Annotated in this window: 12 protein-coding genes and 1 pseudogene; all 13 read right to left on the bottom strand. The window is 71.9% G+C overall.

All coding sequences use genetic code 11. The features are described from left to right. Positions 1–810 (bottom strand): annotated as a pseudogene (locus ACZ42X_RS18980) (ribonuclease E/G); the annotation flags it as partial. Positions 811–996: 186 nt separating this feature from the next. Next, the gene (locus ACZ42X_RS18975) at positions 997–1,782 is read right to left on the bottom strand and encodes a TIGR03936 family radical SAM-associated protein (RefSeq protein WP_468291004.1); all 786 of its coding nucleotides are present in this window, start codon (positions 1,780–1,782) and stop codon (positions 997–999) included. A 124-nt stretch (positions 1,783–1,906) separates the two neighbouring features. Next, complete coding sequence (locus tag ACZ42X_RS18970; RefSeq protein ID WP_468291002.1) at positions 1,907–2,962, bottom strand: hypothetical protein; 1,056 nt, start codon at positions 2,960–2,962, stop codon at positions 1,907–1,909. A gap of 82 nt (positions 2,963–3,044) precedes the next feature. Beyond that, positions 3,045–4,970: a TIGR03960 family B12-binding radical SAM protein gene (locus ACZ42X_RS18965; protein WP_468290999.1), complete on the bottom strand. Its 1,926-nt coding sequence runs from the start codon at positions 4,968–4,970 to the stop codon at positions 3,045–3,047. Positions 4,971–5,029: 59 nt separating this feature from the next. Further along, positions 5,030–6,538, bottom strand: coding sequence for a CYTH and CHAD domain-containing protein (locus ACZ42X_RS18960; protein ID WP_468290996.1), 1,509 nt, complete (start codon positions 6,536–6,538; stop codon positions 5,030–5,032). Between the two features lie 30 nt (positions 6,539–6,568). Next, complete coding sequence (rodA, locus tag ACZ42X_RS18955) at positions 6,569–7,771, bottom strand: rod shape-determining protein RodA (RefSeq protein ID WP_361413512.1); 1,203 nt, start codon at positions 7,769–7,771, stop codon at positions 6,569–6,571. A 10-nt stretch (positions 7,772–7,781) separates the two neighbouring features. After that, positions 7,782–9,974: a penicillin-binding protein 2 gene (gene mrdA, locus ACZ42X_RS18950; protein ID WP_468290992.1), complete on the bottom strand. Its 2,193-nt coding sequence runs from the start codon at positions 9,972–9,974 to the stop codon at positions 7,782–7,784. Between the two features lie 18 nt (positions 9,975–9,992). Then, positions 9,993–10,658, bottom strand: a complete 666-nt coding sequence (mreD, locus tag ACZ42X_RS18945) for a rod shape-determining protein MreD (protein ID WP_468290989.1) — start codon at positions 10,656–10,658, stop codon at positions 9,993–9,995. 4 nt (positions 10,659–10,662) lie between these two features. Then, the gene (mreC, locus tag ACZ42X_RS18940) at positions 10,663–11,643 is read right to left on the bottom strand and encodes a rod shape-determining protein MreC (protein WP_468290987.1); all 981 of its coding nucleotides are present in this window, start codon (positions 11,641–11,643) and stop codon (positions 10,663–10,665) included. A gap of 146 nt (positions 11,644–11,789) precedes the next feature. Continuing rightward, positions 11,790–12,809, bottom strand: coding sequence for a rod shape-determining protein (locus tag ACZ42X_RS18935; protein WP_468290984.1), 1,020 nt, complete (start codon positions 12,807–12,809; stop codon positions 11,790–11,792). A 262-nt stretch (positions 12,810–13,071) separates the two neighbouring features. After that, positions 13,072–13,485, bottom strand: coding sequence for a nucleoside-diphosphate kinase (gene ndk, locus ACZ42X_RS18930; RefSeq protein ID WP_468290981.1), 414 nt, complete (start codon positions 13,483–13,485; stop codon positions 13,072–13,074). A gap of 96 nt (positions 13,486–13,581) precedes the next feature. Further along, positions 13,582–13,950, bottom strand: a complete 369-nt coding sequence (locus ACZ42X_RS18925) for a DUF4233 domain-containing protein (RefSeq protein ID WP_468290978.1) — start codon at positions 13,948–13,950, stop codon at positions 13,582–13,584. 7 nt (positions 13,951–13,957) lie between these two features. Further along, positions 13,958–15,475 (bottom strand): bifunctional tetrahydrofolate synthase/dihydrofolate synthase, encoded by a 1,518-nt coding sequence (folC, locus tag ACZ42X_RS18920; RefSeq protein ID WP_468290975.1) that lies wholly within the window; start codon positions 15,473–15,475, stop codon positions 13,958–13,960. Positions 15,476–15,510 lie beyond the last annotated feature (35 nt).

The following is a 15,510-nucleotide window of genomic DNA, read 5'->3' as shown; positions in this document are numbered from 1 at the left end:
CGTCTCGGCGACGGCCTCGGCGGCCGGCTTCTGCACGGGCTCCTCTGCGGCCTGCTCCACCTCGGCGGCCTTCGGCGGACCAGCGGGCGCGGTCGCCTTACGGGTGGCACGGCGACGCGTACGAGCGGGCGCGGGCGCCTCAGCGGCAGCCGGGGCCTCGGCCTCGGCAGGCGTCTCGGCGACGGCCTCGGCGGCCGGCTTCTGCACGGGCTCCTCTGCGGCCTGCTCCACCTCGGCGGCCTTCGGCGGACCAGCGGGCGCGGTCGCCTTGCGCGTGGCGCGACGACGGGTCGGAGCGGGGGTCTCCTCGGCGGCGGCCGCCTCGACCTCGGGCGCACCAGCGGGCGCCGTGGCCTTACGGGTGGCGCGACGACGCGCCGGAGCGGGGGCCTCCTCAGCGGCGGCCGGGGCTTCGACCGCAGGTGCACCAGCAGGCGCCGTGGCCTTACGCGTGGCGCGACGACGCGCCGGAGCGGGGGCCTCCTCAGCGGCGGCCGGGGCTTCGACCGCAGGTGCACCAGCAGGCGCGGTCGCCTTGCGCGTGGCACGGCGACGCGCCGGAGCGGGCGCCTCGGCGGCGGCCGGGGTCTCGGCGGGCTCCTGCGGCTGCGGCGCGGCGGCGGGCGCGGCCGGCGTGTCCTGCACCACGACCTCGGCGGCCTCCGGCGCGCCGGTGGCGGCGCCCGGCGGGCCCGCCGGGCGCGACGCGGCGCGGCGCCGACGGCGCGGGGGCAGCGTGTCGCTCGGAGAGTTGTTCTCTTCGCTGTTGTGGTTACCGGCGGTCACGCCGGTGTCGTTCGGCTCGAGCATGCGGGCGGTTCTCCCGTCACGCTCCCGGGCGCCGCGTCAGGCGCGGGCGCCGCACGGGAGCTGTTATGTCTGGCTCGCCGGTTCCGTACGCGGTCTGCGCACGGCCTGGCGAAAAGTCTGTTGTGTGTCCACGCGGCCCGACCCAGGTGGCTCCCGAGTACCAGGGCCGCGCTGCGACGACCGCTCCTACGCGGAACCTGGACCTTCGGGCGCCGCCGTCGCGGAAGCGAGTCCGGCGGCCTTGGGTGGGGCGGCCGTGACTGCCTCGCGGTCGGGCGCGAGCGGGTCGGTCACCGTGCCGGACTCCTCGTCGAAGAGCCCCTGCGCCAGCCTGGTCACCGCTGCGGGGACCGGCGGCGCCAGGTCGGCCACAGCTCGGAGACCGGACAGGACGTCGTCGGGTCGTACGGCAGGTGTCACGTGCCGAACAACCAGCCGCAGTATCGCACAAGGCCCCTCTCCGGGCCTATCGCCCGGCGCGGGAGCGGCCTGGAGGTCCGCCACGGCGCCCCGGGCGTCGAAGTCGCGCATGCCGTTCTTCGTCTTGCGCCGTACCTCGACGGTGTCGGCGGCGAGGAAGGCGGCGACGGCGCGCTCGGCGTCCTGGACCTCCACCCCGTCGAGCCGGAGCTCCCATACGGAGGCGGTCAGCCGGTCGGCGAGTCCGGACGTACGGGCCTCGACGGCGTCGATGATGTCGAGCCCGTCCGGCAGCGACTCGTCGAGCAGCTCCCGCAGCGTGTCCGGGTCACGCGGCTCGGTGAGCGCGATCTCCAGGTACTCGGCCTCGGAGCCCGTACCCGTGGGGGCGGCGTTGGCGTACGACACCTTCGGGTGCGGGGTGAAGCCCGCCGAGTACGCCATGGGCACCTCGGCGCGCCGCAGCGCACGCTCGAACGCGCGCTGGAAGTCGCGGTGGCTGGTGAACCGGAGGCGGCCGCGCTTGGTGTAGCGCAGGCGAATGCGCTGCACTGCCGGTGCGGGCGGCGGGCCTTCGGGCTGTCGCTTGCCCAGTGGTTCTTCTCCTCGGTGCGGGGCGGGCGCGGGTGGCGCGCCGCCCACGAAATTCGGGCGGCCCCCGGGGGTCCCGCCCGGCTCACCCCCGCTTTCGCAGGGAGATCTCGGGTGCGGGCGCCGCGCCAGGAGCGGTCGTTGTACTACCCAGAGTACGCGCCGGGACGGGAGAAGGTTCCAGGGGCTGCCGCGCGGAAGCCCCGCCGACGAGCGCGCGCCACGCGTCACGACGGGCCCTGCGTACCACCTCACCTGCGGAGACGAGCGCGGCCTTCACGGCGCGCCCCGCCTCGGCGGCCGCCTTGCGGGCCGGACGCCAGACGTGGTCGCGGACCGCGTGCCCGACGGGCACGCACACGCCGCGGTAGAACCAGGCGGCCGGGCGCCCCAGCAGGTTCCAGGCCAGCCACACCAGCGCGCGTCCGACGGCCCGCGACACGTATCCGGCGACGCGCCACGCGACCTCGGCCGCCGCGACGATCTCCCGGCCGACGGCGAGCAGGCCGCGCCCGAGGGGGCGCAGCACCCAGCGGTAGAGGAAGACGGCGGGCACCACGACCAGCGCCCTGACCACCGCCGTGCCGAGCCACACCGCACCGCGGCCCAGCGGCGTGAGGACGTGGACGTACAGCGGCGTCAGCACCCACCGGTACAGCGCGGTCCACGGCCAGACGAACACCGCCCACAGGACCAGGCCCGCGCCGCGCCCGAGCGGTCGCAGCACCGTGCGGAAGAGCCAGGCCAGCGGGGTGACGATCAGGGTGGTGACCGCCCACACCACCGCCGCGGCGAGGCCGCCGCCGAGCCACGCGACGCCCCGCCCCACCGGCGCGAGCACCCACCGGTACACGAAGACGGCGGGCACGACGAGGCCGTAGTGGACGAGCCCCCGCACGAGCCGGGCGACGCCCCGGCCGACGGGCGCGAGCAGGGTGTCCCCCACCCAGCCCAGCGCCCTGCCGAGCGGGCGCAGCAGGACGCGTTCGAGGAAGCGGCCGCAGACGGCCAGGACGTCCCAGACCATCCGTACGGGTACGACGACGAGCAGCACCACGATCCGCACCGGGATCCTGATGGCCGTCGTCAGGCAGCCCTCGCCGCCCTCGTACGCCTCGGGGCGGCGCTTCTCCATGTCCATGCCTGGGATGACGCAACGGCCCGGCCAGGGGTTTCCTCCCCGGCCGGGCCGTTGCGCGGACGTGATGCGAGCGGTCCCGCGGCTACTTGACCACGGTGAGCGGCAGCAGCTTCTTGCCCGTCGGGCCGATCTGGATGTGGGTGTCCATCTGCGGGCAGACACCGCAGTCGAAGCACGGCGTCCAGCGGCAGTCCTCGACCTCGGTCTCGTCGAGCGAGTCCTGCCAGTCCTCCCAGAGCCAGTCCTTGTCGAGACCGGAGTCCAGGTGGTCCCAGGGCAGGACCTCCTCGTACGTGCGCTCGCGCGTGGTGTACCAGTCGACGTCGACGCCGTACTGCGGCAGCGTCTTCTCGGCGCACGCCATCCAGCGGTCGTAGCTGAAGTGCTCGCGCCAGCCGTCGAAGCGGCCGCCGTCCTCGTACACGGCGCGGATCACGGCGCCGACGCGGCGGTCGCCGCGCGAGAGCAGGCCCTCGACGATGCCGGGCTTGCCGTCGTGGTAGCGGAAGCCGATGGAGCGGCCGTACTTCTTGTCGCCGCGGATCTTGTCGCGGAGCTTCTCCAGGCGGGCGTCGGTCTCCTCGGCGCTCAGCTGCGGGGCCCACTGGAACGGCGTGTGCGGCTTGGGCACGAAGCCGCCGATGGAGACGGTGCAGCGGATGTCGTTCTGGCCGGACACCTTGCGGCCCTCGGCGATGACGTTGGCCGCCATGTCGGCGATCTGGAGCACGTCGTCGTCGGTCTCGGTGGGCAGGCCGCACATGAAGTACAGCTTCACCTGGCGCCAGCCGTTGCCGTACGCGGTGGAGACCGTACGGATCAGGTCCTCCTCCGAGACCATCTTGTTGATGACCTTGCGCATGCGCTCGGAGCCGCCCTCGGGGGCGAAGGTGAGACCGGACCGACGGCCGTTCCTGGTCAGCTCGTTGGCGAGGTCGACGTTGAAGGCGTCCACGCGGGTCGAGGGCAGGGACAGGCCGATCTTGTCCTCCTCGTACCGGTCGGCGAGGCCCTTGGCGATGTCACCGATCTCGGAGTGGTCGGCGGAGGAGAGCGACAGCAGGCCGACCTCCTCGAAGCCCGTCGCCTTCAGACCCTTCTCGACCATCTCGCCGATGCCGGTGATGCTTCGCTCCCGCACGGGGCGCGTGATCATGCCGGCCTGGCAGAAGCGGCAGCCGCGGGTGCAGCCGCGGAAGATCTCGACGGACATGCGCTCGTGGACCGTCTCGGCGAGCGGGACGAGCGGCTGCTTCGGGTACGGCCACTCGTCGAGGTCCATGACGGTGTGCTTGGACACGCGCCACGGCACACCGGACTTGTTCGGTACGACGCGGCCGATGCGGCCGTCGGGGAGGTACTCGACGTCGTAGAACGCGGGAATGTAGACCGAGCCGGTCTTCGCGAGGCGGAAGAGGACCTCCTCGCGGCCGCCGGGGCGACCCTCCGCCTTCCAGGCGCGGATGATCTCGGTCATGTCGAGCACGGCCTGCTCGCCGTCACCGATGATCGCCGCGTCGATGAAGTCCGCGATCGGCTCGGGGTTGAAGGCCGCGTGGCCGCCGGCGAGCACGATCGGGTCGTCGAGCCCGCGGTCCTTCGACTCCAGCGGGATGCCCGCGAGGTCGAGCGCCGTGAGCATGTTGGTGTAGCCGAGCTCGGTGGAGAAGCTCAGGCCGAAGACGTCGAAGGCCTTGACCGGCCGGTGGCTGTCGACCGTGAACTGCGGCACGTTGTGCTCGCGCATCAGCGCCTCGAGGTCCGGCCACACGCTGTACGTGCGCTCGGCGAGGACGCCCTCGCGCTCGTTGAGTACCTCGTACAGGATCATGACGCCCTGGTTGGGCAGCCCGACCTCGTACGCGTCGGGGTACATGAGCGCCCAGCGGACGTCGCAGGAGTCCCACTCCTTGACGGTGGAGTTCAGCTCACCGCCGACGTACTGGATCGGCTTCTGCACATGCGGAAGCAGAGCTTCGAGCTGAGGGAAGACGGACTCGGCAGGCATCTCGCGAACCTTCGTGAGCTGGCAGGGCGACTCTCAAGCGTACCCCGGTGCCCGGACGGTCAGAGCCGCCGCATTTTGCCCGCCGACGCCCTCGCCCACACCTCCCCCAGCTCCCGCTCCCGCTCGGCCGCGCTCGCCTGCTCCTGGCCGTACAGCAAGCCCCAGGTGAAGGCGGTCTCCCCCGCCGCGTACGCCTTGATCGCCAGGTCCCGCAGGGTGGCGCGGGCGACGACGCTGTCCTGGTGGTCGCCGAGGACCTTCTGGACGGACTTCACGCTCCGGGCGAGGCGTTTCGCCGGTTTGCCGAGAGCCGGGGTCGCGGCCTCGGCGGCGTACCGCGTGCGCTTGGCGGCCTTGCGGGCGGCGTGCAGGGCGAGGTCGCGCTCCTCGCCGGGCGGCAGCGCGAGCGCGCGGTCGACGCGGGCGGAGAGGCGCTCGTACTCCTTGAGGACCGCCCGGGGCAGCACCTTCGCCGCGGGCTTTCCGGCCGCCGGGCGCAGCGGCGGGTCGGTGAGGAGCGCGTCGAGGGCGTCGAGCAGGGCGAGGTAGCGGTCGGTGTCGAGGACGGCGAGGGTGCGGCCCCGCGAGCTGGCGCGGCCGGCGGTGGCCCACACGCGGAGCCGGCCGCGTACCGGCCCGAGGAGCAGCGTGCCGGGGAGGGCGTCGATGCGGGCGGTGAGCCGCTCGGTGAGCACCTCCTGGTCCCGGTCGGCGCCCAGCTCGCCGCCGAGCCACTTGAGCTCCTCGGCGACCGGATCGGTGGCCTCCCGGTCGAGGACCTTGCGGTACGAGCGCAGCGCGCTGCGCAGGCGGCGGGTGGCGACGCGCATCGTGTGGACGGAGTCCGGCAGGTCGCGGCGTACGGCGGCGTCGGCGGCCTGCAGCGCCTCGACCTGGGCGCGGAGGTAGCGCAGGACGTGGTCCCCGGCGGTGTCCCCGGTCTTCTGCCGCCGCGGCGGTGCCTGCCGGCCGGTGTCGGTGAGCGCCCGGGCGAGCTTGGACGCGGAGGCGGCGGGCCGCAGTCCCGCCTTGCGGAGGCGTTTCTCCACGGCGTCCAGGACGGCGGGGTCGCCGCCGTCCGCGAGCTCCACCTCGACCTCGGTCCACTCGGCCCGCCCCGGGGTGCCGTCGAGCAACTGTGCGCGGACCGTGTCCGTGGAGAGCTCCGCGAGGAGCGTGCCCTGCGCGTCCAGCAGGTGGCGTACGTCGCGGGCCGACAGCAGCCGTACGACGGGCGCGAGCTCCGCGCCCCGGGTCCGGGCGCGGACCAGCGCGGCGAGCGACTCCGGCACTCCGTCGCCGAGCGGGGCGCGCACCTCGTCGCGGACGTCCGGGGCGACGGGCAGTTTGAGGTGCCAGCCGACGTCCTCGCCGCCGGTGCGGCGGCGCAGGGTGATCCCGGCGGCGGCGAGGCGGAGGTCGGCGGTGTCGTAGTAGACGGCGTCCAGCTCGGCGACGCCCCGGTCGGCCGTTTCCGCGATCCCGGCCGCGCCTTTCAGGCGGGGCAGCCGGATGTCGGGGCCCGTTTCGTACTTCCGCTCGATCTCACGCTTCGTATCCGCCGTCATTCGATTCGGAATACCCCGTGGGAGGGGGGTCTACGCCGACATCGGCCGCTGCACCCTGATCGACTGGAGCAGTCCGATCGCCACCCACACCGCGAACATCGACGACCCTCCGTACGAGACGAACGGCAGCGGCAGTCCGGCGACGGGCATGATGCCGAGCGTCATGCCGATGTTCTCGAAGGACTGGAAGGCGAACCAGGCGATGATCCCGGCGGCGACGATCGTGCCGTACAGCTCGGTCGTCTCGCGGGCGATGCGGCAGGCGCGCCACAGGACCACGCCGAGCAGCGCGAGTATCGTGCCGGCGCCGATGAAGCCGAGCTCCTCGCCGGCGACGGTGAAGATGAAGTCGGTCTGCTGCTCGGGGACGAACTGGCCGGTGGTCTGGTGGCCGTTGAAGAGGCCCGCGCCGTACAGCCCGCCGGAGCCGATGGCGATGCGCGCCTGGTTGGTGTTGTAGCCGACGCCGGCGGGGTCGAGTTCGGGGTTGGCGAAGGCGGCGAAGCGGTTGATCTGGTACTCGTCGAGGACGCCGAGCGCGGCGACGAGGGCGGCGCCGATGGCGCCCGCGCCGATGAGGCCGAGGACCCAGCGGTTGGAGGCGCCGGAGGCGAGCAGCACGCCGAGCACGATGACGACCATGACCATCACCGAGCCGAGGTCCGGCATCAGCATGACGATGGCCATGGGCAGTACGGCGATGCCGAGGGACTTGGCGACCGTGCGGTGGTCGGGATAGAGCTGGTCGCCCGCGTCGACTTTCGCGGCGAGGAGCATCGCCATGCCGAGGATGATCGTGATCTTCACGAACTCGGAGGGCTGGAGCGAGAATCCGCCGCCGATCACGATCCACGCGTGCGCGCCGTTGATGGTGGCGCCGAGCGGGGTGAGGACGAGCAGCACCAGCACCACCGAGATGCCGTACAGCACGGGCACGGCGCCGCGCAGGGTGCGGTGGCCGAGCCAGAGGGTGCCGACCATCAGGGCGAAGCCGATGCCGGTGTTGAGGACGTGGCGCAGCAGGAAGTAGTACGGGTCGCCGTGGTTGAGCTCGGTGCGGTTGCGGGTGGCGGACCACACCAGCAGCGATCCGACGAAGGAGAGCGCGAGCGCGGAGAAGAGCAGCGGCCAGTCGAGCCTGCGCACCCAGGAGTCGCGTGCGGTCAGCTTCGCCCAGGCGCCGCGCCGTTCGGGCGCGTACCGGGGGACGGAGAAGTTGTTGGTTCCGGCCATGGTGCTGGTGTCAGTCCCTCCACACGCCGGGCGGTCCGGCGAGTTGCTGCTCGTCGTCGCCGTCGCCCTGCTCGGCCGGGTCGACCTTCTGCTCCTCGGGATCGTACGGCTTGATCGGCGGCGCCTCGATCGTGCCGTCGGGCTGGATCTTCGGCAGCGTCGCCTGGGGCTTGGGCAGCAGGGCGCGCTTGAGGTCCTGGTTGCCCTCGTCGTCGAGGCCGTAGAGGGCGTCGTAGATGTTGCGCACGGCGGGTCCGGAGGCGCCGGAGCCCGTACCGCCCTGGGAGATCGTCATGACGATGGTGAACTCGTCGGTGTACGTGGCGAACCAGGACGTCGTCTGCTTGCCGTAGACCTGGGCGGTGCCGGTCTTGGCGCGCATCGGGATCTTGTCCTGGGGCCAGCCGCCGAACCGCCAGGCGGCGGTGCCGCCGGGCTCGACGACGGAGCGCAGGCCCTTGTCGAGGTCGCTGATGGTCTCGGCGTCGACGGGCAGCCGGCCGTGGGCCTTCGGCTTGATCTCCTCGATCCTCCGGCCGTCGGGGCTGATGACGGCCTTGCCGATGGTGGGGTCGTAGAGGGTGCCGCCGTTGCTGATGGCGGCGTAGGCGGTGGCCAGCTGGATGGGGGTGATGAGGACGTCGCCCTGGCCGATGGCGAAGTTGATGCTGTCGAAGGCCTTCAGCTGGTTGCCTTCGAGGCAGCTCTCGTAGGCGATCTGCTCGACGTAGCTGCCGCCCTTCTTGCCCTGCTTGCACCAGGAGTCCTTGTTGGCCGCCCAGAAGCTCTGCTTCCAGTGGCGGTCGGGGATGCGGCCCGTGACCTCGTTGGGCAGGTCGACGCCGGTCTCGGAACCGAATCCGAACTCGCGCGCGGTCCGGTAGAACCAGTCGCGGGGGTGCTTCGGCTTGAGGCCGCCGTCGCGCTGCCACTCCTTGTGGCCGAGGGCGTAGAAGACGGTGTTGCAGGAGAACTTGAGGGCGTCGCCGAGGGAGATGGGGCCGTGCCCCTTGGACTCGAAGTTGGCGAAGCTGCGGCCGCCGAGGCTGTAGGAGCTGGAGCAGTTGTAGCGGCCGTCGAAGGGGTAGCCGGCCCGGACGGCGGCGCTCGCCGACACCACCTTGAAGACGGAGCCGGCGGGGGCCTGGCCCTGGATGGCGCGGTTGAGGAGCGGGTAGTTGGAGCCCTTGCCGGTGAGCTTGGCGTACTCCTTGGCGGAGATGCCGCCGACCCAGGCGTTGGGGTCGTAGTCCGGCTGGGAGGCCATCGCGATGACGCGGCCGGTCTTGGACTCCATGACGACGACGGCGCCCGCGTCGGCCGCGTACGGGCGGCCGGTGATCTTGTCGGTCTCCTTGCGGACGGTCTTCATCGCCTGCTGGAGCTCGTACTCGGCGACCGCCTGCACGCGTGCGTCGATGGAGGTGACGACGTTGGAGCCGGGGCGGCCGGGGTCGGACTCGGACTCGCCGAGGACGCGGCCGAGCTTGTCCACCTCGTAGCGGGTGACGCCGGCCTTGCCGCGCAGCGCCTTGTCGTACGTGCGCTCCAGGCCGGAGCGGCCCACCATGTCGGAGCGGAGGAACGGCGAGTCGGTGTCCTTGGCCTTCTCGATCTCCTGGTCGGTGACCGGCGACAGATAACCGAGCACCTGTGCGGCACGGGCCCCGCCGGGCGCGGTGTAGCGGCGTACGGCGGCGGGTTCGGCGGTGACGCCGGGGAACTCCTCGGCGCGCTCGCGGATCTGGAGGGCCTGCTTCGGGGTGGCCTCGTCGGTGACGGGGATCGGCTGGTACGGGGAGCCGTTCCAGCAGGGCTGCGGGGTGTCGGCGTCACAGAGGCGGACCTTGTCCATGACCTCCTTGGGCTCCATCCCCAGGACCCCCGCGAGCCGCGTGAGGACGCCCTTGCCGTCGTCCTTCATCTTCATCAGCTCGGTGCGCGAGGCCGACACCACCAGCCGCGTCTCGTTGTCGGCGAGGGGAATGCCGCGCGCGTCGAGGATGGAGCCGCGGACCGCGGGCTCCACGACCTGCTGGACGTGGTTGCTGCGGGCCTCCTCGGTGTACTCGTCGCCGTTGCGGACCTGGAGGAACCAGAGGCGGCCGACGAGGGTGAGGAACATGGAGAAGACCAGGACCTGGATGGCGATGAGCCGGATCTGGACCCGGGGGGTCCGGCCCGTCTCGGGGATGTTGCCCATACGCGTGTACCCCCTTGGTCAGAGTCGTTTGACGCCCTTGATGCGCCCGGCCCGGGCCGCCCTGCTGCGGGCCGCCTTGATGCGCAGCCCGCTGCGCTGGCTGCCGATCCGCAGGCCGGTGCCGGAGGCCATCCAGCCGGTGGAGACGTCCGTGCCGGCGGTGGTGGTGTCGGCGAGCGGGTCGGGCTCGGCGCGTCGGGCGAGCGCCATGATCAGCGGCACGGTGAACGGCGCGAGCAGCAGGTCGTAGACGACGGCGCTGATCAGCAGCGGGACCAGGCCGACGTGGCGGGCGGCGGTGTCCCCGACGAGGGCGCCGACGCCCGCGTACAGCAGGGTGGAGACGGCGGCGGCGGCGACCACCATGGCCATGGGGCCGGTGGCGGAGCGCAGCTGCCCGTTCTCGGGCTTGGTGAGGCCCGCGAGGTAGCCGATGACGCACAGGACCAGCGCGTAGCGGCCGGCGGCGTGGTCGGCGGGCGGGGCCAGGTCGGCGAGGAGGCCCGCGCCGAAGCCGATGAGGGCGCCGCTGACGTGCCCGTACACGAAGGCGAGGGCGAGGACGACGAGCAGCAGCAGGTCGGGGACGGCGCCGGGGAGCTGGAGGCGGGCGAGGATCGAGACCTGGAGGACGAGCGCTACGACGACCAGGGTGGTGGAGAGCAGGATCCGGTTGAAGCGCATGGTCTTACTCCTCCTCCGGCCGGCCGGTGGCGGCACCGCTGGGCTGACCGCTGGGGGCGCCGCTCGGGGCGCCGGTGCCCGTGGGGCTCGGGGTGACCGTGACGGTCACGGTCGGCTCGGGCGTGGGCCGGGGCGGCAGGACCGTGTCGCGCGGGTCGGTGCGCGGCGACTGGACGACGACGCCGACGATGTCGAGCTTGCTGAAGACGGCGTACGGCCGGACGAACACGGTGCGGGTCAGGTCGCCGCCGGACGGGTCGACGCGGACGACCTCGCCGACCGGGACTCCGGGCACGAAGGGCTTGTTGGCCTGCGAGCCGAAGGTGACGAGCCGGTCGCCGGGCTTGACCTTGGCCTTGCCGTTGAGGAGCTGCACGGACAGTGGCCGGTCGCCCTGGCCGGTGGCGAAGCCGAGCTCGTCGGTCTTCTCCATGCGGGTGCCGACGGTGAAGTCGGGGTCGTTGGCGAGGAGGACGGTCGCGGTGCTCGGCCCGACGGTGGTGACGCGGCCGACGAGCCCGTCGCCGTTGATGACGGTCATGTCGCGCTGGATGCCGTCGGTCGAGCCGGCGTCGATGGTGACGGTCCACGAGAAGCCCTGGGCGGCTCCTATGGCGATGACCTCGGCCGCCTTGATGCCGTACTGGCCGGCGCCGGCCTTCTTCAGCAGCCCGTCGAGCTCGCGCACCCGGGCGCGGTTGCGGTCGTCGCTGCCGAGTCTCGTCTTCAGCGCGGCGTTCTCCCGCTCCAGCTGCGCGATGCGGCTGTGGCGCTCCCCGGAGTCCCGTACGGCCGCGATGGCGTTGCCGATCGGGTCGACCGCGGACGCGACGCTGTTCTCGACGGGGCCGAAGACCGTCGCGGCGGCCCGCCGGGCGCCGTCGACGGGTGACTCCTCGCCGCCGCGGATGTCCACCGTGATCAGCGCGAACGCGATGGCTACCAGCAGGACCAGGAGTAGCCGGCTTTCTCGTGTGTCCCTCACGTGGGGCGGCCGTGCCCTTCCTCGTAGGAATGTGTGTGCTGTGCCGTTGTACTACGGGGTCGACCGGATCAACGAGGAGCCGTACGGGTACGACAGCACCCGTACGGCTGACCGTCGCTCACGCGCCGACGCGCCCCACGCGCCGGCTAGCGGCGGGGCTGGGCGTCCAGGACCTGCTGGAGCGCCTCGAACTCCTCGACGCACTTGCCGGAGCCGAGCGCCACCGAGTCCAGCGGGTCCTCGGCGATGTGGATCGGCATGCCGGTCTCGCGGCGCAGCCGCTCGTCCAGGCCGCGCAGCAGGGCGCCGCCGCCGGTGAGGACGATGCCGCGGTCCATGACGTCGCCGGACAGCTCGGGCGGGCACTTGTCGAGCGTCGTCTTGACCGCGTCGACGATGGCGTTGACCGGCTCCTCGATGGCCTTGCGGACCTCGGCGGCCGAGATGACCACGGTCTTGGGGAGTCCGGAGACGAGATCCCGGCCGCGGATCTCGGTGTGCTCGTCGTTCTCGAGGTCGAACGCCGAACCGATCGTGATCTTGATCTGCTCGGCGGTCCGCTCGCCGAGGAGGAGGCTGTACTCCTTCTTGACGTGCTGGATGATCGCGTTGTCCAGCTCGTCGCCGGCCACCCGGATGGACTGTGCCGTGACGATTCCGCCGAGGGAGATGACGGCGACCTCGGTGGTGCCGCCGCCGATGTCGACGACCATGTTGCCGGTGGCCTCGTGGACCGGGAGGCCGGAGCCGATGGCCGCGGCCATGGGCTCCTCGATGATGTGCACCTGGCGCGCGCCGGCCTGCGTGGACGCCTCGATGACGGCGCGGCGCTCCACCCCGGTGATCCCCGACGGCACGCAGACCACGACCCGGGGGCGGGCGAGGTAACGGCGCTTGTGGATCTTCAGGATGAAGTACCTGAGCATCCGCTCGGTGATCTCGAAGTCGGCGATGACGCCGTCCTTCAGAGGGCGGACGGCGACGATGTTGCCGGGGGTCCGGCCGATCATCTTCTTCGCTTCGGCACCGACCGCCAGGATGCCACCGGTGTTGGTGTTGATGGCGACGACGGACGGCTCGTTGAGGACGATGCCGCGACCCCTGACGTACACCAGCGTGTTGGCGGTCCCGAGGTCGACAGCCATGTCACGGCCGATGAACGACATTGAGTTCCCCTTGTTTCCCATGAGGATGCGTCGGGCCTTCCCAATTAGAGCGTTGACGGCTTCTCAGGTCGGCGAGGTGGGTGGTGTGGCGCGGAGATTCACATCGTAGTGCCGCCTGCGCGGACACGGCGCGGTGGCCCGCCTCTGTATAGGTGACGACGTGTCGGAGCGATGCGTTCCCGGTTGTGGCGTTCATATGCCGAAGGGCGACCGAATTCCTTCGGTCGCCCCAGGTCGTGAGCGCTGTATGGCTGACAGCCGGTCAGGAAATACCGGGGAAGAAAATCTTCAGTTCCCGAATGGCGGACTCCTCCGAGTCCGAGGCGTGGATCAGGTTCTCCCGGACGATGGTGCCGAAATCGCCCCGAATGGAGCCGGGCGCCGCGGCGATCGGGTCGGTGGGCCCCGCCAGCTGCCGTACGCCCTCGATGACACGCTCGCCCTCGACGACGAGCGCGACGACGGGGCCGGAGGACATGAAGGCCACCAGCGGCTCGTAGAAAGGCTTGCCCTTGTGCTCGCCGTAGTGCTGCTCCAGCGTCTCCTGGTCGAGGTGGCGCAGCTCCAGCGCGGTGATGGTCCAGCCGGCCTTGCGCTCGATACGGCCGATGATCTCGCCGATCAGGCCGCGCCGGACCGCGTCGGGCTTGAGCAGGACGAGCGTGCGCTGGGTCATGGGTAACGGCTCCTTGCAGGCATACGTGTGCGGTGAGGTGAGGCTACAGGGACCGGGGCGGGCGGCGGCACCCGGTCCCGGTCCGGATCCGGGGCGTCAGGCGGACGGGGTCCCGGCCGGCGGCGGGGCCGCCTCGCTCTGGGCCGCCCACCTCGCCTTGGCCTCGTCGATCTTGCGGCCGTAGTGGATGGAGGCCCACCACAGGCCCGCGAAGACCGCGCCCAGGAAGAACATGATCGGCACCACGAAGCCGCTCGCGATCAGCGCGATCTGGAGCGCCCAGCCGAGCTGGAGGCCGCCCGGGCGGGTGATCATGCCGCACAGCAGGACGGACAGCAGCATCGCGACGCCGCACACCGTCCATACGGTGCCCATCGTCAGGCTGTCGTCCTTCATCGCCACCAGACCGGCGAAACCGATCACGAAGAACTCGCCGATCAGCGTGGACGCGCAGAGCGTACGCATCGAAACCTCAGCCCTTCCCCAGCAGCAGCCGGGCCTCGCCGACCGTGATCACGGAGCCGGTCACGAGCACGCCCGCGCCCGCGAACTCGCTCTCCTCCTCGGCGAGCGTGATCGCCGCCTCCAGCGCGTCGTCCAGCCGCGGCTCGACCACCACGCGGTCGTCACCGAAGACCTCGACGGCGATGGCGGCCAGCTCGTCGGCGTCCATCGCGCGCGGGGTGGAGTTCTGGGTGACGACGACCTCGGCGAAGATCGGCTCGAACGCCTCCAGCAGGCCGCGCACGTCCTTGTCGCCGCTCGTGCCGACGACACCGATCAGCCGGGAGAAGTGGAACGACTCGGTGATGCCGTCGGCCGTCGCCAGCGCGCCGGCCGGGTTGTGCGCCGCGTCCAGCACGACGGTCGGGCTGCGCCGTACGACCTCCAGGCGGCCCGGCGACGCGACCGAGGCGAAGGCCCGCCGGACGGTGTCGATGTCGAGCGTGCGCGCGGCCTGCGCGCCGACGCCGAAGAAGGCCTCGACCGCCGCGAGCGCCACCGCCGCGTTGTGCGCCTGGTGGGCGCCGTACAGCGGCAGGAAGATCTCCTCGTACTCGCCGCCGAGCCCGCGCAGCGTCAGCAGCTGCCCGCCGACCGCGACCTCGCGGGCGACGACGCCGAACTCCATGCCCTCGCGGGCGACCGTCGCGTCGACCTCGACGGCCTTCTTCAGCATCACCTGGGCCGCGTCCACCGGCTGCTGCGCCAGGATGACGGTCGCGCCCTCCTTGATGATCCCGGACTTCTCGCCGGCGATCTCGGCGGGCGTGGAGCCGAGGCGGTCGGTGTGGTCCAGGGAGATGGGGGTGACGACGGCGACGTCACCGTCGATGACGTTCGTCGCGTCCCAGCTGCCGCCCATGCCGACCTCGACGACCGCCACGTCGACCGGCGCGTCCGCGAAGGCCGCGTACGCCATTCCGGTGAGGACCTCGAAGAAGGAGAGCCGGTAGTCCTGCTGGGCGTCGACCATCTCGACGTACGGCTTGATGTCCTGGTACGTCTCGATGAAGCGCTCGGCGCTGATCGGCGCGCCGTCGAGGCTGATGCGCTCGGTGATCGACTGCACGTGCGGCGAGGTGTAGCGCCCGGTGCGCAGGTCGAAGGCGCCGAGCAGGGCCTCGATCATCCGTGCGGTGGACGTCTTGCCGTTGGTGCCGGTGATGTGGATCGACGGGTACGTGTGCTGCGGTTCGCCGAGGACGTCCATGAGCGCCGCGATGCGGGTGACCGACGGCTCCAGCTTGGTCTCGCCCCAGCGGGTGGCGAGCTCCTGCTCCACCTCCCGCAGCGCCTTGTCGACCTCGGGGTCGGCGGGCCGTGCGGGCACGAGGTCGGCTGCCTGGGGCGGTCCGGCCTGGGCGCGCAGCGTACGGCTGCCGGCCTCGATCACCGCCAGGTCGGGGTCGCGCTCGGTCTCGGCCTCGACAATCTCGTCGAAGTCGTCGAAATCGTCGCTGGACTGGCTGGGTGGCTGCTCACTCACGCGGTCCAGTCTACGGAGCGGCCCCGGAACCGAGT

The sequence above is a fragment of the Streptomyces sp. NPDC030862 genome (assembly GCF_055571835.1).
This window is presented reverse-complemented; position numbering and strand designations above follow the sequence as displayed.